14 protein-coding genes are annotated in these 16948 nt (G+C 64.6%); 7 read left to right on the plus strand and 7 right to left on the minus strand.

Translation table 11 applies throughout. The annotated features are described in order from the left end of the window. Together ABWP84_RS10830 and ABWP84_RS10835 are read left to right on the plus strand one after the other, a co-directional pair. A partial coding sequence (locus ABWP84_RS10830) for a hypothetical protein (RefSeq protein WP_353212038.1) occupies positions 1–890 on the plus strand: 890 nt, incomplete at its 5' end. Next, positions 887–1657 (plus strand): alpha/beta hydrolase fold domain-containing protein, encoded by a 771-nt coding sequence (locus ABWP84_RS10835; RefSeq protein ID WP_353212039.1) that lies wholly within the window; start codon positions 887–889, stop codon positions 1655–1657. The genes ABWP84_RS10830 and ABWP84_RS10835, both read left to right, overlap by 4 nt. On the opposite strand, the gene ABWP84_RS10840 is transcribed toward ABWP84_RS10835, so the two are convergent. The 3 genes from ABWP84_RS10840 to ABWP84_RS10850 all read right to left on the minus strand — a co-directional run bounded on the left by ABWP84_RS10840 (position 1648) and on the right by ABWP84_RS10850 (position 4462). Further along, positions 1648–2040, minus strand: a complete 393-nt coding sequence (locus ABWP84_RS10840) for a hypothetical protein (protein ID WP_353212040.1) — start codon at positions 2038–2040, stop codon at positions 1648–1650. The two genes, ABWP84_RS10835 and ABWP84_RS10840, sit on opposite strands and share 10 nt — an antisense overlap. 419 nt (positions 2041–2459) lie before the next feature. Continuing rightward, positions 2460–3422, minus strand: coding sequence for a tripartite tricarboxylate transporter substrate binding protein (locus tag ABWP84_RS10845; RefSeq protein ID WP_353212041.1), 963 nt, complete (start codon positions 3420–3422; stop codon positions 2460–2462). Further along, positions 3419–4462, minus strand: coding sequence for an adenosine deaminase (locus ABWP84_RS10850; protein WP_353212042.1), 1044 nt, complete (start codon positions 4460–4462; stop codon positions 3419–3421). Before ABWP84_RS10850 ends, ABWP84_RS10845 begins: the two co-directional genes overlap by 4 nt. 87 nt (positions 4463–4549) lie before the next feature. On the opposite strand from ABWP84_RS10850, the gene ABWP84_RS10855 reads away from it, so the two are divergent. After that, the gene (locus ABWP84_RS10855; RefSeq protein WP_353212043.1) at positions 4550–5698 is read left to right on the plus strand and encodes a phosphoserine transaminase; all 1149 of its coding nucleotides are present in this window, start codon (positions 4550–4552) and stop codon (positions 5696–5698) included. 337 nt (positions 5699–6035) lie between these two features. On the opposite strand, the gene ABWP84_RS10860 is transcribed toward ABWP84_RS10855, so the two are convergent. Continuing rightward, entirely contained in the window at positions 6036–10250 is a 4215-nt protein-coding gene (locus ABWP84_RS10860; protein ID WP_353212044.1) for a choice-of-anchor I family protein, read from the minus strand. A 20-nt stretch (positions 10251–10270) separates the two neighbouring features. Beyond that, entirely contained in the window at positions 10271–10531 is a 261-nt protein-coding gene (locus ABWP84_RS10865) for a hypothetical protein (protein WP_353212045.1), read from the minus strand. A 379-nt stretch (positions 10532–10910) separates the two neighbouring features. Here ABWP84_RS10865 and phnD point away from each other — a divergent pair, with 379 nt between their 5' ends. Genes phnD through phnE (ABWP84_RS10885) form a run of 4 tightly spaced genes read left to right on the plus strand, consistent with a single transcriptional unit; the run spans position 10911 to position 14332 of the window. Next, positions 10911–11834, plus strand: a complete 924-nt coding sequence (gene phnD, locus ABWP84_RS10870; RefSeq protein WP_353212046.1) for a phosphate/phosphite/phosphonate ABC transporter substrate-binding protein — start codon at positions 10911–10913, stop codon at positions 11832–11834. 4 nt (positions 11835–11838) lie between these two features. Further along, positions 11839–12594 carry a phosphonate ABC transporter ATP-binding protein gene (gene phnC / locus ABWP84_RS10875; protein WP_353212047.1) on the plus strand — a complete coding sequence of 252 codons (756 nt, stop codon included), beginning with the start codon at positions 11839–11841 and terminating at the stop codon, positions 12592–12594. Between the two features lie 2 nt (positions 12595–12596). Further along, positions 12597–13499 (plus strand): phosphonate ABC transporter, permease protein PhnE, encoded by a 903-nt coding sequence (phnE, locus tag ABWP84_RS10880; RefSeq protein ID WP_353212048.1) that lies wholly within the window; start codon positions 12597–12599, stop codon positions 13497–13499. Next, positions 13496–14332, plus strand: a complete 837-nt coding sequence (phnE, locus tag ABWP84_RS10885) for a phosphonate ABC transporter, permease protein PhnE (RefSeq protein ID WP_353212049.1) — start codon at positions 13496–13498, stop codon at positions 14330–14332. The genes phnE (ABWP84_RS10880) and phnE (ABWP84_RS10885) overlap by 4 nt, the downstream gene beginning before the upstream one ends. Positions 14333–15249: 917 nt before the next feature. Here the strand turns inward: phnE (ABWP84_RS10885) and ABWP84_RS10890 are convergent. After that, complete coding sequence (locus tag ABWP84_RS10890; protein WP_353212050.1) at positions 15250–16308, minus strand: hypothetical protein; 1059 nt, start codon at positions 16306–16308, stop codon at positions 15250–15252. A 282-nt stretch (positions 16309–16590) separates the two neighbouring features. Then, entirely contained in the window at positions 16591–16917 is a 327-nt protein-coding gene (locus ABWP84_RS10895) for a hypothetical protein (protein WP_353212051.1), read from the minus strand. Positions 16918–16948 lie beyond the last annotated feature (31 nt).

The following is a 16948-nucleotide window of genomic DNA, read 5'->3' on the forward strand; positions in this document are numbered from 1 at the left end:
TCTGCGTCAATTCCGTGCCCAGCTGGTCGCGGGTGGGGGTGCCTACCATTGGCCAGTGCAAGGGCACGCTGGAGGCGGTGAAGGCGGCGGATATCATCGTCATCTTCCACGTGCCGCTCTTCACCAAATGGCTGAAGGAGGTGATGGGCGGCGGTACGCGGGTGCTGATGATCATCGATGCGCCCGATGACCTCGAAAACCTGCTCTCACCACCGGGGCTGAAGGAGGCGGTGAAGCATGCCGAGGCGCGCTATCGCGCCACCCGTGAGGTGCGCGTCACCTCCGCTGCCGGCACGGATTTTTCTTACCGCACGGGCGATTATCCGGTGATGTCGCAATGGGGCTATGCCGATGAGCCGGGGCATTTTGACCATTGGGGGGCGGGCCATATCCATACCTTCCCCAATGAGGGCTCGGCCCATGGCCGCGTTGTGCTGGCGCCGGGGGACATCATCATTCTGCCCTATTGCCGCTATGTGCAGGATGCGGTGGAGCTGACGGTGGAGAAGGGTTTTATTACCAAGATCGAGGGCGGGCTGGACGCGAAGCTGATGGATGATTGGCTGAGCGACCACAAGGAAAGCCCTGAGGATATGGACCCCTTCGCCATCTCGCATCTGGGCTGGGGGCTGAACCCGCAATCGCTGTGGCGCTCCATCGCGCAGAATGGCGATGACCCGGAGCGTTCGCGCGCCGCCGCCCGCACCTTTCCTGGGAATTTTCTGTTCTCCACCGGCCCCAATACCCAAGGTGGCGGCAAGCGCGGCACGCGTGGCCATTATGATGTGCCAATGCGCGACTGCACGATCACCCTCGATAATGAGGTGGTGATCGAACGCGGGCGGCTGGTGGATCCGGCGATGGTGGTGCCGCGGGTGCGTATCCTGTGAGGGGCTATCCGGCGCAAGAGCCCTTCTCGCCGATTGGCGAGCGCTACCATGTGGAGGCGCTGCGCCTGGGACAGGGCGTGGTGGGCGAGGAGAGCGCCTATGGGCCGGACCCCTATCAGGGGCTGCTGCGCTTTCCCGCGGGGCAGGCTGCTAGCGGCGATACGCTACTGTTCTTCCATGGTGGCGGCTGGACCAATGGCTATAAGGAATGGATGGCCTTCATGGCGCCGGGGCTGAATGCCGGTGGCGTCCATCTGGTGAGTGCTGGCTATCGGCTGGCGCCGGGCCATGTTTTTCCCACGGGGCTGGAGGATTGTACGGCGGCGTTGCTGGCGGTGCTGGAGGGCGCGCGGGGCCGGGTTTTTGTCGGCGGGCATTCGGCTGGTGGGCATTACGCGGCGCTGCTGGCGCTGGGGCCGCATCGGGGGCGGATTGCCGGCTGCCTGCCGGTCTCGGGCGTGTTTGAATTTGGCGAAGGGTCGGGGCTGCCATCACGGCCGCGTTTTCTGGGCGCGGACCCGGCGAATGATGCCGCAGCCTCACCGGCGCGGCATGTGGTGGCGGAGCATCCGCCCTTCCTGCTGGCCTGGGGCGAGCGGGATTTTCCGCATTTGATTGCCCAGGCGGAGCGTTTTGCCGGGCTGCTGGGCGATGCGACGACGTTGGTATTGCCAGGCTGCGACCATCTGGGTGCGAGCTACGATACCGGCCGGGCGGATGGTGCCTGGCTGCCGGCGGCGCTGGCATGGATGGCGGCTCAGGCCTGAAGGTTGCATTCTGCGCCGCGTGGGGTGCCGCGTGGGGTGCCGCGCGGGGTGCAGTGCGGCCCGCCATGTGGCGCAGCCGGGGCGAAGGCTTGAGGTGGTTGGGCCGTTGCGGCCGTCTGGGCTGCCATGATGATATGCGCCTTCATACCCACATCACCCAGCGCGGCGGGCATGGCCGCTTGGGGCACTGGGTTGGGCGGCTGGGGCTCGCGCTTTGCCTGGGCGGCGTTGATCTTGGCCATGGTGGCCTGGGCGGCCCCGAGCGGATTGGCGAAATTCGCCTCCGCCGCCATGTCTGCTGGCGAGACGCGCCCTGGCTCCTTCTGGCCTGGGGGTGGTGCATCATGGCAGCCGCCGCGCGGTGAGGGCGGTATTATGGGCATTGCGGCATTTCGCGCCACGCTGTGCAACATTGCGAGAGCCTCCTGTCGCGTTTTTTGCACAGGGCGGTTAACGGGGGGTTAAGGGCCGCGGCAAAAAATCGCGGATGAGGCGTTGAGGGGGATTTGCCTCAAAGGTCACGTCATCGTCTCAGCGATGGCAGGATTGTGCGGCGTAATGGTTTTTGGAAAAATAAATATTGAGCCGAGTTAAGGTCGAGGGGCTTTGCCCCTCGAGCACCCCAGCAGGAAACTTAGTTTCCTGCACCTTCGTTTAGTTATTAATATAACAAATTATTCAAAGGTCTGCGAAAATTGTCGATAGATATGTCGATGCTGGTGGGAGAGGGCAAAGTTCTTTCGCTCTTCCCCTCCGCCACCAGCGTTTGTCCGCGGTCTGTTGAGGGCAGTTGGTCTGGGCATCAATCCAGCCGGATATTCGCAGCCCGCACCACCGCCTCGTATCGGGTCATTTCCGCGCGCAGCAGCCGGCCCAGCGCCGCAAGGGAGAGTTGCGAACCGGTCATGCCAATGCCGGCCAGGCGGCGCTGGGTTTCGGGCTCCTCCATCGCCATTTGAATCTCGGCGGCCAGTCGCTCGACAATGGCCGCATCGGTGCGCGCGGGGGCGAAAATGCCCTGCCAGACCGCCATCTCGAAGCCGGCCATGGCGGGCAGGCTGGCCAATGGCGGCACGGCGGGCATGGCGGGATGGGGGTTTGCGGCGCTGACGGCAAAGCCCTTGATCCGCCCCTCGCGCACCAGGGGTGCGGCCACGGTGAGGGCGAGGATGGCAAGATCAAGCCGCCCGCCCATCAGGTCGGTCGGGATTTGGCTGGTGATGCGATAGGGCACATGTTCCAGCCGCGCGCCGGTGCGCGCTGCGATGATCTCGCCCAGCAGATGCAGTGAGGTGCCGGTGCCCGAGGTGGCATAGGTCAGCCCCGCGCTGCTCGCCCGCGCCAGGGCGATAAGGGCCGGCAGATCCGCCGCCGGCAGGTCCGGCCGGCCCACCAGCGCGAGCGGCAGCGTGGCCAGCATGGCCACCGGGGCGAAATCGGCCACCGGGTCATATCGCACGGCGGAGGGGGTGACGAAGGGGGCGATGGCCAGGGTGCTCTCCACCGCGACCAGCAGCGTATTCCCATCGGGGGCGGCGCGGGCCACGCGTTCGGTGGCGATGGTGCCGCCGGCGCCCGGCGCATTGTCCACCACCACATTCTGGCCCAGCCGGCGGGAGAGTTCGGGGGCGAGCAGGCGCGTCACCGCATCGACATTGCCGCCGGCGGCGAAGGGCACCACCAGGGTTATCGGCCGGCTGGGCCAGGCCTGTGCCTGGGCGAGGCCGGGCAGGGCCAGAAGGGGCAGGGTGCGGCGGTGGATCATGGGGCTATCTCCTGCAGCAGGGCGTCGAATTCGGCGGTGAATAGCTTCCGCCAGGCAGCCTTCGTGCCTGCATCGACAAAGGCGCCCTCGATGCCGTTGAGCATGAATTGCCGGATATCGGCGGCGCCGAAGCCAAAGGCCTCATGCATCATCGCCCAGCAGCCTTCCGGGTCGATATGGTGGATTGGCGGGTCATCGGTATTGGGGTGAATGGCCAGGCCCGCTGCTGGCATGCGGCGGATGGGGTGGTCCTCGGCCCAGCGCTCCGGGGGCAGGGTGCGGCGGTAATAGGTGTTGGTGGGCACCACGGTGATGACCACGCCGCGATCGGCGATTTCCCGGCAAAGATCGGGCTCTTCGAGCGCGGTGTAACAATGGTCCAGCCGCTCCACCGCCAGGTCGCGCAGGGCGGTGCGGATATGCCCGGCGGGGCAGCCGAATTCGCCGGCATGGGCGGTGCGCTTGAGGCCATGCCGGCCGGCCAGGGCATAGGCGGCGGTGAATAATTCGGGCGGGCCTTTGTTTTCATTGTAGTCGATACCGATGCCGATTGCCCGCTTGTCGGGCCGGGCGATCATCCATTCCACCATGGCGAGTGCTGCCTCTGGTGGGGCCTCGCGGTCGATGGAGGGGAGCACCAGGGCGGTGATGGCGTGATCGGCCTGGGCATCCGCCATGGCCGCGGTTATGCCGGAAAGCAGCCTTGCATAGGCTGCGGCATCGGCCACGCTGGGGGTGGGGTTCCAGAAAATTTCGGCATGGCGCACGCCCTGGGCGGCGTGGCCGGCGAGGTATTCATAGGTGATGCGATGGAAATCCGCAGGCTCGCGCAGCACCTGCATTTCCAGCACCCGCAGCACCCGCATGGCGCCAAGTTTCTTCGCCGGGTCATAGAGATCGGCGATCTCGTCATCGGTGATCGCCGCGCCCCGCGCCCGGGCCAGGGCCTGGAAGGTGGCGCAGCCGATGGTGCCCAGCAGGTGATCATGCAGCGCGATCTTGGGCATGCGGCGGAACAGGGCATGGTCGAGCGGGGTCATGGGCATGCGCTCACTGACAGCAGGGGGGTGAGGGTTGCAAGCCTGCGCGCCGCGCGCAAGTTTGGCCGCCTGTGGAGGATACCCAGCATGACTTTCCCCCGGCCGGCGATTCGCCCGGCGCGCCCTGAATTCTCCTCTGGCCCCTGCGCCAAGCGGCCGGGCTGGTCGCTGGCCGCGTTGGAGGGCGCATGGCTGGGGCGCAGCCATCGCGCAACGGCGCCCCGGGCGGCGCTGGCCGAGGTGATCGCCCGCAGCAAGGCGGTGCTGGGCATGCCCGAGGGGTGGCGGCTGGGCATTGTGCCGGCTTCGGATACCGGCGCGATTGAAATGGCGATGTGGAGCCTGTTGGGCCCGCGCGGCGTGGATGTGGTGGCGTTTGAGAGTTTTGGTGATGCCTGGGCGGCTGATATCCGCCAGCAATTGCGGCTACCGGCGCGGGTGCTGGCCGCGCCTTATGGCGCGCTGCCCGATCTTGCCCAGGTGGATTGGCGCCATGACTGCGTCTTTACCTGGAACGGCACCACCTCCGGCGTGCGGATGACCGATGGCGATTGGATTGCGGCTGACCGCGAGGGGCTGGCGATCTGTGATGCCACCTCGGCCGCTTTTGCCATGGAACTGCCCTGGGAGAAGCTCGATGTCGTCACCTGGTCCTGGCAGAAGGTGCTGGGCGGTGAGGCGGCGCATGGCATGATTGCCCTCTCGCCGCGGGCGGTGGAGCGGCTGGAGGGCTATACGCCCCCCTGGCCGATGCCGAAGATTTTCCGCCTGACCAATGGTGGCAGCCTGATCGAGGGCATTTTCAAGGGTGATACCATCAATACCCCCAGCATGCTCTGCGTGGAGGATGCGCTGGATGGGCTGCGCTGGGCGGAGAGCCTGGGCGGCTTGGCGGGCCTGATCGCCCGCAGTGAGGCCAATCTGGCGGAGATTGCCGGCTTTGTGGCGCAGGGCGGATGGCGGTTTCTGGCTGAGGTGCCGGCACAACGCTCCTGCACGGCGATTTGCATCGCCCCCGCTGCCGATTGGTTTACTGCGCTGCCCGGGACTGGTCAGGCTGCGGTGATGAAGAAGCTGGCCGCGCTGCTGGAGGCTGAGGGCGTGGCGCTGGATGCCGGGGGCTATCGCGATGCGCCGCCCAGCCTGCGGATATGGGGGGGGGCTACGGTGGAGCGGGCTGATATTGCCGCATTGTTGCCTTGGCTGGATTGGGGGCTGGCCACGGTGCGGGGATGAGGGTGGCGTTTGGGGAAGGCGCTGCCTTCCTTAAACTCCATCCGCCAGGTGCCAGGGGCACCTGGACCGCCGTGGAATAAACAATCGGCGGGCGGGGGCTGCCGATTGTTTATTCCACGGCGCTTTGCGGGCGGGTTTGGGAGCGCGAAATTCGCTCCCCGCAGGCCCATTCTGATCGTGCCCCCCGGGCAAAACCACCTAAATCCGGGTGCGACCTGTGTCCCGGCCCGCCCGGCCGGGCCCCGCAAGCCACAATCCGTCGGGGTCGCACCCATCAGCGCGCAGTGGGGGCGTCATTGCCTGGGCCACCCCGCTGCCCACAAGCCACTTCCCAGGTTCAGTTAAACCAGAGCAACCCGTCGAACTGGAGGGGTGTGCCAGCCTGGGCCTGAGTCAACCCAGCAAATGTTATGCTGGCATCGATATCGCGGTCGCCGTCGATATCAATCTGCAATGTGGCGCCTTTATAGCCCTCGGCACCGGCACTTTGCACCCAGGAGGATTGGCTGCCTGCCGGGTTCCAGCCGAAGATAGCGAGTTCATCCTCGGCCGCGAAGTCAGTGATGGTGCTCCAGGTCGGCGCCCCAGCCTGGTTACGAATATCGAGGAAGAAGACATCCGCACCCGTGCCGCCAGTCAGGAAGTTCGAACCGGTGCCGCCGTCGAGCACGTCCCTGCCCGCGCCGCCATTGGCCGCATCGTCGCCGCCTAGCAGGTTCACAAAGTCGTTCGTGGCGCGTAGGTTCATGGCCTCGCTCGCGTCGCTGCCGCGCGTTTCGAATTGCAGGTAGGATACGGGGCCCGTGTAGCGGTCGAATTGCTGCAGGCGAGACAACCCGTCGCGGAACACCTGTGCGTATTCGATCGTGGTGGTGTCCGGGCGCAGCGCCAGGTTTTGGATGCGCAGGTCACCAGAGGCCGCGACGTCGAGCGTGTCGTACGCAGTGGCCGCCGTGCCATGGACCGCCTTGAGATACTCGGCCAAAGTATCCTGCTCGGACCCAGGAGCCGAGAAGGTCGCGTTGCCCGCCGACAGGGCCGGATTGCTCAGCAGGTCCACCCGGCTGCCCGGCACGGTGTAGGGCAGCAGCGGATAGCCGTCGCCACCGTCGGCCAGGAAGCTCAGCGTGACCAGCTTGATCTGCCGGCTAGGATCGCCCTGCAGCACGCCGCCCGAGACGATGGTGTCGGCGATGCTGCCGTCGTCATTCAGGATCACCAGGTTCTGCACGCGCTGGCCGACCGTGCTGACCACGCCCGTGGTAGCATTGACGACCTGCGCCGTCTTGGTCGCGTCGAAAGAGAGGGAAACGCCGCCGACTTGGGCAAATTGCCCTGGGGTCGCACCGGGCGCCACGGCGGCGACGGCGTGTTCAAACAGGCGTTCCAGGTTTTCCGCAGTGACCGCAAGCTTGGTGAGCGAATTGTTGAAACGCAGCGAGTTTTCGATATCAAGTTGGCTGACCCCACCTTGCGGCTTGCCGGCCGCGGCGTTGGCCTGTGGCGGCAATTCGGACGGCACGGGCTGGCCTAGCACGGCGCCAACCTCGGCACGGATGCCGCCACCATTCTTCAGGCTGACGCTCACGCCCGGATCCACCTTACGTGCGACGAACAGGTTCGCATCGGCGGACAGGTTGCCGAGATTGGTTTCCTCGGTGCGGACTTCGCTGCGGCGGCCGTCGAGGAAGACCTCGCTGATGCCGAAGACATTGCCGTCCTTGGCGGCAATCACGGTCTGCACCTGGTTGGTGATCTGGCGCACCTCGCCGCCGCGCGTGCCATCGGCATAGGCGTTGGCGCTACCCCAGAGAGCGTTCACCGTAGCATCATCGGTCACATAGGCGCCCGAGATTGTGGGATCGACCGCACCGATGCCCTGCGCACCGGCACCATCCGGATCCGCGATCAGCACGCCGTTGCTATCGAAGGTCACGACCAGGCGACCGACGTAGGAATACTCGCCCGAGGTGCTGACAATGGCCACCGGCCTGCCATCGGCCCCGGTGCGATAGACCGGATAACCGGCCGAGGCCGTATCGCCCTGGCGCAGCGCATCGGTGCCATCGGCGAATAGCGCGTGGCTGCCGGCGGAAATGATGACGTCAACGCCGCGCAGCAGCGGTGCCAAGTTCAACTCGTTGTTGAACTGCTGGAGGTGGGACAGCAGGACGATCTTGTTGATCCCCTGGGCTGCCATCTGATCGACATAGGGCTGCAGGATGGCGGCCAGCTCCGCCATGTTGTCCACGCCGCCATCACCGTTCGGGTCCAGCACCTGCACGCCGTTGATGGTCGAGATCGAGGCCAGGACCTGCGTCGTCAGCCCAAGAACGCCGATGACCTGCCCTCCCTCAACGATCGTGGTCCAGGGCGCGATCTGCGCATCCGCCGCTTCATTCGCAACGGTTTGGTTGCTGGCGAGGTCGGCGGCCACGGTGGCGTAGGTCGAGGCTTCGCGCAGCGTCGTCGTGACCAGCCCGCGCAGGTTGGCATCGCCGGAAAAATTCAGGTTGGCAGACAGATACGGGAAGTTCGCACCAAAATTGGTCACACGCGCTGCCGGCGTAGTGCCATTCGTATTGGCGGTGAAGTCGGTCACCGCCGCCAGCGCATTGGTGCCGAGGTCAAAGTCATGGTTGCCGAGCACCGAGGCCTGCACGCCGATGGCGTTCAGGATCGCGATGTCGGTCGCGAAGAAGGTCGAGGTCGCGCTGGCGAGGCTGGTGCCGAACAGGCTGGTCAAGGACCCTGCGGTCAGGCCGAGCGCCTGTTCGTAATAGGCGCGCAGCACGGGCACCATGCTGTTGTCGGTGCCGGCTGCGCCAAAGGGGCCAGGTATGAAGTTGTCGCCGCCCGAGAGGGTGATGCTGTTAGGCAGGCTGTCTTCAAGCCGGTCCACGATCGCGGCGAAGCGGTCGGCGCGCTGGGTCGCGAGCAACCCGGCCTCGAAATCCGACCCATGGAGGATTTGGAGGGTGTAGTTGCCGCTGCTGGGTGCGAGGTTGAAGACCGATGTGGTGGTGCTGACCTCATTCGCCACGGCCAGCCGCGCCGGCGTGCTGCCGGACGCAGGAATGAAGGCCGAGGTTTCCGGCCCCACATCGCCCGGCTGACGCAGGATGCCGGTGAAGACGACGTTGCTCGGCCCATCGATGCGAAATACGAGGTTGGCGTTGCTGCGCTCCAGGCCCACGAAGGCATAGAGGCTGCCGTCGATGGTGCCGATCGTGACTTGTTCGGGCTCCGAGCCCTTGTTGTCGCTTCGCCCATCATCATACAGCGCGGGCAGTTGGCTAGCGACCACCTGATCAATCAGTTGGCCGCTATTGTAGACCTGGGTAATCGTCGGGACGGCGTCCGTGCCGCCGACCTGCCAGATCGAGAAGCTGCGGCTGCCAAAGGCCTCCAGGCGATCGAGGTCCCCATCGCCATCCGTGTCACCCGTCCAGCGGGAAACCTCAAGCCGGCCAAGGTCAGTATCGCCGCGGCGCGATTGGACCTGCGCCAGCAGCGTCGGATCCAGGCGCGGCATACCGGCGGGTGCTGTGCTGCCGGTCGCCGGCACCAGGTCTGCGATTCGCACCGCTTCGTTGAAGACATTGCCCGTGCCGCCATACTCGCGTGCATCGCCCTCATTTGCGGTCACCAGATAGGTGATGCCGCCCTGCACGAAGGAGACGATGGCGTCGGGCTGGAACATGCCGTTGATCGGCACGTTGCGGATGATGGCACCGCCATCGCGGTCCGAGGTGTCGATGCCGTTACCGGCCAAGCTATAGTTCGACAAGCCGAAGGGCAGCACCGCGGTCCAGCCCACCGGGCCATTCGCCGCGTTGAGGTTAAACACGCCGAGCGCATTGGCTTCCTGGATGGTGACGAAGGCGCGATCGCCACTGATGGTGATATACTCGGGTTCCAGATCGACCGACGGCAGAGCCGTATTGGCCGTGGCACTACCCGGGATGGCGTTGTTGATCTTGATGCCGGCGGCGCGCAAGGCGGATGCCTGAGCATCGAAGGCATTGAAGCCATAAAAGGTCGAGGTCCAGGCCGCGACGTCAATGACCGCAAGCCCTCCGGGCGCGTCGGCGGCGTAGCCGGCGGTCGGCTCGGCCTCGATCGCGACCAGCAGGCGCGTGCCATCGGGGGTGAAGGTGATCATGTCGGGGATCACGCCGACCTCGGCTGTGGCACGCCAGGTCGCTGCGGTGCCGCCCGGGTTCACCGTGAACACCGCGACCACGCCCGCGCTGCCCGCGGTCGCCCCATCGAAGGCGATGGCCAAGTTATCGCCGTTGATGGCGACCGAATTGCCAGTGCCGAGGGACAATGCCGCGCCGCCGCCCGGCACCTGGATCTGCGATTTCGGGATCGAGAAGGCGAGTGCCCCGGTCGTGGCGTTCAGCGCATCAAGGCCGTTGGCACCCACCACATAGACCAGCCCGCGGGCCGCATCATAGGCAATCACCTCCGCACCCAGGGCGGCTCCACCGGCCAGGGTCGCGTTGTTGAGGCTGAAAACGGTGGTCGCGCTGATATTGCCAGACATGTGCCAAAACTCCCTTATAGTTACTGGAAGTTAACGGAATTGGCCGACGCGATCTTTGTAATATTGCCTACATTTTGATGAAAATGTCGTGACATCGCGGTGGGGCGGTGCCGCTGGGCTGCGGCGATTACCGCCAAATGATCCGGGATCATCGCCGCATTCCCTGCCAGGAGCCCTGCCAGGAGTAGGTCGGCCCAGGCCGCGACCCCAGGCAACTCGTCCGGATTGCGCCACACCAACTCGGTCTTGAATGACAGGAAGCCCATTTCGTGGACCAGCACGCGCCACAAATGATGCGTGGGGTCCAGCGCGGGTAGTGCAGAAAAAGCGGGCCAATGTCGTGTTGAACCAAAGGAGAGCACCGCCGGTGCCGCCAATCAACGCAGAGGCGAGGGGCCAGCGCCAGAGCTTTTGAAGTCCAGTCGGGCCGAAGGCCTGCGGCACGGACCATCAGCGTGAATCACAGCACCGCCGCGTTGGGGAATGCCATTCTTGAGTCACAAGCCGTGGGGTTTGGTATTGGTCGGTCTGCCTCGTCCAAATGTCAGCGCCTCGCTGGGTCGGCCACCATCCCCCGCCTTCATCACGCCGTCATCACTTCGCCTCGGATCCGTCACGGGAAACCGCTATCCGAGGCTACCGTTTTTTAAGGTCTGTGACATGAACCTGTTGCTCCGCACGCTCGCACTCACTGTATCGCTCGCCAGCGCGGCAGGCGCCCAGACCCCTGCCGCGACGCAGGATTGGCGGCAGCAATTCCGCAACATCACATTTGGCGTCGCCTCCGGCGAGAACCAGCAGGATGGCAACCTCCGCTGGGCCGCCATGGCACCCTACCTGAAGCGATGCTTGGGCATTGAGAACGTGACCATCCGCGTGAGCAATGACTACTCCGCGATGATCGAGGCTATGGTGCAGGGCGATGTTCACCTCGCCTGGTATGGGCCGTCTCAATACGCGATCCTATGGGACCTTACACGCGGCGACGTGGTGCCAGTGGCCGTCGATGTCTCGCCGCAGGGCGACATGGGCTACCGCTGGAACATCATCGTGCGCGCCGATAGCCCTATCCGCACGCTGGAAGATCTGCGCGGCAAGACGCTCGGCTGGGCAACGCCGACCTCGACCTCCGGCTATGTGCTGCCGATGCAATTTTTCCGAGAACGCGGCTGGGTGGATGAGCGCGGCCAGAGCAATTTCTTCGGCCGCCTCGTACAGACTGGCTCGCATGACAACGGCATGGTCTCGGTTGTGCAGGGTCGTCTCGATGCAACGACCGGCTGGTACTACTCGCCGCAGTCTGGCGCGCATGTCCGCGCCGCGGGCGCTGGCACGATCCGGCTGGAGGATATCCGCTTCATCCATGAAAGCGCGCAAATCCCCAACGCGCCTTTCACCACGCGCCTCAGCTACCCCGCGCCGATGCGCGCGAAGATGAGCGAGTGCCTGATAAATATGCGCTGGGCTGATCCGCAGGCCTGGGAGACGGTGAGCCGCAACGTGTTCGGCGGTTTCGGCCTGATCTCGCATGAGGCTTATGAGCCTTTCATTGCGCTGCGGCAGGCCGAACGCCGCCGGCGCTAAGCGCGTGTTGGAGCTGCGAGCACTCACGCGCCGCTTCGGCAACGCCACCGCCGTGGATCGCGTATCCATGGCAGTTGGGGATGGCGAGATGGTGGCGGTGCTGGGGCGTTCGGGCGCCGGAAAATCCACCTTGCTGAATATGATCAATCGCTTGATCGACCCGAGCGAGGGGGAGATCCTCTATCATGGGCGTGATATTTCCCGGCTGAGTGGGGCTGAACTGCTCGCCTGGCGCCGGCAGAGCGCGATGATCTTCCAGCGCTTCAACCTGGTCGCGCGGCTGTCGGTATTGACCAACGTGCTGACCGGGCGGCTCAATCACAAGCCGCGCCTACCCAAGCTGTTTGGCATGTTTAACGACCAGGAGCGTGATATCGCGATCGACGCGCTGGCCTCGCTCGGCATGGATGATCATGCGCTCAAGCGCGCCGACCAGCTTTCGGGCGGGCAACAGCAGCGGGTGGCGATTGCCCGCGCCCTGGTGCAGGAACCGCGGCTGATTCTTGCGGATGAGCCGGTGGCGAGCCTCGACCCCGTCAATTCTCAGGCGGTCATGGAGGCCCTGCGTCGCATCAACCAGGAACGCGGGATCACCGTACTGTGCAATTTGCATTCGGTTCCGCTTGCCCGCGCCTGGTGCGACCGCGCCATCGCTCTGTCGGAGGGGCGGGTGATCTATGACGGGCCGGTCGGCGGGCTCGACGAACCGACCCTGCTCGCCATCTATGGCAGCGCGGCCGCGCTGACCGAGGCACATTGAGTATGGCGGACGGCACGCCTGGCGTGCGCCCGCTTCAGCACCCGCAATCGCGCGCGCGGTTCGCCCGGGCATGGGCTGCCCAAAAGCGCGCCCATCGTCTGCAATGGCTGAGCGCTGCCGTGCTTATGCTGGTGCTCATCGCCATTTCAGCCTGGTTGGGCGAGGTCAAGCTTGCCCTGCTGTGGGACAGGCTGCCGCGGTTCGGGTCCTATTTCGGGCGCATGGTGCCCGAGCTTGCCTGGGCGACGCTGGGGGAAGATCTCGCCTATTGGTACTGGAACGGCTGGCAGTGGCTGGCGTCGCTTTGGCAAACGGTGCTGATCGCGATCTATGCGACGCTGTTTGGCGCCATCCTCGCCTATGTCTTCTCCTTTCTGGCAGCGCGCAACCTGACCCCCGCGCCCTGGGTAGGGGTGGCCGCGCGCCGAACGCTGGAACTGGCACGCACTGTCCCCGAACTCGTCTTCGCCGTATTATTCGTTTTCGCCTTCGGCATAGGCCCGCTCGCCGGCGTATTGGCGATCGGCCTGCATTCCTTCGGCGCGCTCGGCAAGCTGTTCGGTGACGTAGCCGAGAATGCCGACCCGGAGCCACTGCGCGGCGTGCGCGCCACTGGAGCAAGCTGGGCGCAGACCATGGTCTATGGCGCGACGCCACAGCTCATGCCCGATTATTTGTCTTACGGGCTGATGCGACTGGAGATCAACGTGCGCGCTGCGTCGATCCTCGGTTTCGTCGGTGCAGGCGGAATCGGGCAGGAACTCTATCGCGCCATCAAGAATTTCGACCACACCGATATCTCTGCGATCGCGCTCATGCTGATTGCGGCGGTAATGCTGATCGACGCGCTATGCGGCTGGCTGCGCGGGCGGGTCATCGGCCGCGATGGGTTGCGCGCGCTGTGAGCGGCCGGCCCCTCACGCGCTGGCGCGAATGCCGGCCGGAATTATATCCACCGAGGGGCCTCGCCCTGTGGCGGCGCGCGGCGGCGGTTCTGCTTGGGCTCGGTCTGTTTCTGTGGGGCCTGGATGCGCTTGAGGTGACGCCTGGCCGACTGATCGATGGCATCGGCCAACTCGGCCATGTCTTCATGTTGATGATGCCGCCTGCTGTTACCGAGCATGTCTGGGACTATGTGCGGGCTATCGGCGAGACACTGGCGATGGCCTTTCTCGGCACCTTGGTGGCCTCGTTACTGGCCGTGCCGCTGGCGCTGATGGGCGCGCGCAACATCATGCCCTTCGGCCCGGTCCGGTTGCTCGTGCGTCGGTCGAGCGACGTGGTGCGCGGCATCGACAGCCTGGTTTGGGCGATCTTCTTTGTGAGTGTGGTCGGGCTCGGGCCCTTTGCCGGTATCCTGGCCATTGCGATGAATGACACCGGCGTATTGACCAAACTATACGCCGAAGCGATCGAGAACACCGACCGCGAGCAGGTGAAGGGCGTGCGGGCCACCGGTGCCGGCCGCATGCAGACGATAGGGTTCGGCGTGCTGCCGCAGGTCATGCCGGTGCTGCTGGGCAACAGCCTCTACTTTCTCGAATCCAACTTACGTTCGGCGACGATCCTTGGCGTGGTTGGGGCCGGAGGCATCGGCTTTTTCCTGATGGACCGCCTGATGATCAGCGCTTGGCGGGAGGTGTCGCTCATCGTCATCATGGTGTTGGTAACCGTTGCCTGCATCGACGCGCTCTCCCGCGTGCTTCGTGGACGGCTGATTGGACCGGTCGGACGGTGAGAACTGGCTCGGGAAATTCGGACAGGTCGATAACTGGCTTTCCTGCCTAACAGCGGCAATGTGGCCGCGTATCAGGAGCGAGTTGCGGGGATAACGGCCCGATCGAGAAGCACAGCCCTCGCGAGCCCCGCATCGCCTGGACGCACCCCACCCACATAGCTGTGGTTTCCCAAGGCAACCAGGTCGCTCACGGAAGGCATGCGTTTCTCCTCACAGCCGCAGCAAGGGCAGTTCTAGGCAGGAATTAACCGGAAAACGCGGACGGCCCCCTGCTCTCCCCAAGCCAGCCGTCCACATCAAATAATCTCCTTCCCCTGAAAATTGCCACACGCGACACGAGACGAGCGAGGCAAATATCTATAGTCTGAATTTTGTATTTCTGAATTGAAAAATTCCCTTCCAGACGGTGTTTCTACGGCCCTAGTACGAATTGATATCTCGCAAAGGTTTGGTACGATTTGCTGAATGGTCACATGGCTTGTCACCAGCCGAGGAAAATTTGAGTCGCTCATACCACGGGCTCGGACGATTAATGTCACACTACAGGCCGACGTTGGGCCGGAGGCATTGCATTGCATCCCCTGCGCGCTCAAAAACCGGCCAAGCGGTTCGCCGCCAGAAGCTGCCAAGGCGGCTTCAACGCAGCGGTAGACATCGTACCGTAATGGCGCGCCGAAGCACCGCGTGAGAGGACTTCCCGGCATCGGGTTCACGACAAACTCGCTTAATGGCATAAAAAGAGAACAGCCGCCCAGCAGGAGCGCAGAAAACGTGGCAAAGAGCCTTGTGGCGTCCACCGCCCGCACCGGGAATGCCGTCCCTCGAGGCACCCCACCCACATAGCTGTGGTTTCCCAAGGCAACCAGGTCGCTCACGGAAGGCATGCGTTTCTCCTCACAGCCGCAGCAAGGGCAGTTCTAGGCAGGAATTAGCCGGAAAACGCGGACGGCCCCCTCCTCTCCCCAGGCCAGCAAGCCAGCCCGAGGACAGAAGCAAGGCACTCGAATCACTTCTTCCCCGGGCGCGAAATATCGCAGCACGGGCGAACCGCCTCCCGCGGGGAGCACCTGGACAAGCGATCCACGCTCGCCGGTGCCTTTCGCTGATTTCGCGAGGAGCAAATCTCCACTCGGATGCCAGGCAAGAGTTCCGATCGGCTCGAACTGCCCCGCAAAGGACACGATCATGCGCCCGCTGCTCGCATCCCACACACGGATCGGATCCTCGTCCCGCCAGAGCCGAAACTCCCCCGTTGTGGGATCGGGCGCACTGTCCAAGCCCTGAGCGCCACTCGCGAGACGATCTCCCTGCGGCGACCAGGCCAAGGACGCGAAGGACGGAATATGGGCTGGGATCACCCTCTCGCGCCGCAGTCCCGGCAGGTCGAAGATCTCAATCGCCTTTCGCACCGAGGGATGACGCTCCGCAAGCGAGTAATTTGCGTCCACTGCAAGGTGATTGCCGTGGTTGATCGACGCTAGCGTAAACGTGACACGTCTCGGCGGGACGATGGCCTGCACAAACTCCGCGGTCGCCACATCATAGACGTGCAGGTAACCGCCTTGACGGTTCTCATCAAAGAGGACCACGAACTTCCCATCCGGCGACACCGCCAAACCTTCGGGAACCCTCGAGGTTGGGAAGTCTGTTGGCCAGCGCGCATGGCGCAAGGGCCGCCCCGTGTCCGTCTCGAACACGCCGAACACGAAGGGGTTGTTGTGCAGCGTGCGAATCTCTCCAGGCCGGGTGACCAACTCCCGGCCACCCGCCGCAAACCCCAGCGTGGCCTGGCTGATGGCCGAAGAACGCTGGATCGTCGCTCGCACGCGCCAGGATGAGGTGTCGATCACCGCGACCTTCGATCCCCAGTCATGCGCCGCCGCAATACGGCCGCCATCCGGGCTCCAGGCCAGCGACGTCACGTAGGTCCCGAGTTCCACGCGCGCCACCTGCTGCAGGCGCAACTGGCCGCTCATTCCGCCTCCCGCAGGGCGGGACTGCGCCCGGCCCGGCGATGGCCCGGCCAGGGCGGCGGCACCCACCCCGCCCATCGCCGCGCGCCGGGCCAGGGGTCTCGCTTGCTTAGCGCTGCTGTCCTTGCCATTCGCCATCACATTGTCCTGCACAACCGGGGAATTCCCGAAACTTAGCTGGCTTAAAGTAAATAAAAGAAACAATACGCATGGAATAAAAAAATGAAAAATTAGCCATGTTAATTGTTACCCTTCTGGTTGCGGCGCCTTGGGTGTTTCATGCCATCACAAAAATACGTCCTCTCCCTCCACAGGGCGGCGCAGGGGCCTTGCCTGTCCTGGCTGACAGGAAAGCGGCCGCGGCTTGAAGCGCGGGTGCTGAACATCCTTGCCAGTCAGATGATGGACGCAGAGCTTGCTGCCCTCTTCGCCCAGGAATTTGCGCCGGGGTGGAACTGCCTGGCGGCCGAGCAGACGAGACTTCAGCAGCAATTGCTCGCGGCGCCGCCGAGCGCCGTGCGGTTGATGCCCAATCTTGGGCAGGCTTACCGCGACACGCTGGCGCGGCTGGTTGAGGTTCTCGCTGGGGCTGCGGGCGGAGAGGCGCTCCATGCCGCACGAGGGTTGATTGAACCGGTGGTGA

This window comes from Rhodovarius sp. (genome assembly GCF_040399605.1).
Taxonomy (GTDB): Bacteria; Pseudomonadota; Alphaproteobacteria; order Acetobacterales; family Acetobacteraceae; genus Rhodovarius; species Rhodovarius crocodyli_A.

Bases quoted from the DNA above. Each gene is read 5' to 3' on its own strand.
- ABWP84_RS10840 (WP_353212040.1), bottom strand. From the start codon at position 2,040: ATGCCCATAATACCGCCCTCACCGCGCGGCGGCTGCCATGATGCACCA.
- ABWP84_RS10845 (WP_353212041.1), bottom strand. From the start codon at position 3,422: ATGATCCACCGCCGCACCCTGCCCCTTCTGGCCCTGCCCGGCCTCGCC.
- ABWP84_RS10850 (WP_353212042.1), bottom strand. From the start codon at position 4,462: ATGACCCCGCTCGACCATGCCCTGTTCCGCCGCATGCCCAAGATCGCG.
- ABWP84_RS10855 (WP_353212043.1), top strand. From the start codon at position 4,550: ATGACTTTCCCCCGGCCGGCGATTCGCCCGGCGCGCCCTGAATTCTCC.
- ABWP84_RS10860 (WP_353212044.1), bottom strand. From the start codon at position 10,250: ATGTCTGGCAATATCAGCGCGACCACCGTTTTCAGCCTCAACAACGCG.
- phnD (WP_353212046.1), top strand. From the start codon at position 10,911: ATGAACCTGTTGCTCCGCACGCTCGCACTCACTGTATCGCTCGCCAGC.
- phnE (WP_353212048.1), top strand. From the start codon at position 12,597: ATGGCGGACGGCACGCCTGGCGTGCGCCCGCTTCAGCACCCGCAATCG.
- ABWP84_RS10890 (WP_353212050.1), bottom strand. From the start codon at position 16,308: ATGAGCGGCCAGTTGCGCCTGCAGCAGGTGGCGCGCGTGGAACTCGGG.
- ABWP84_RS10895 (WP_353212051.1), bottom strand. From the start codon at position 16,917: ATGGAGCGCCTCTCCGCCCGCAGCCCCAGCGAGAACCTCAACCAGCCG.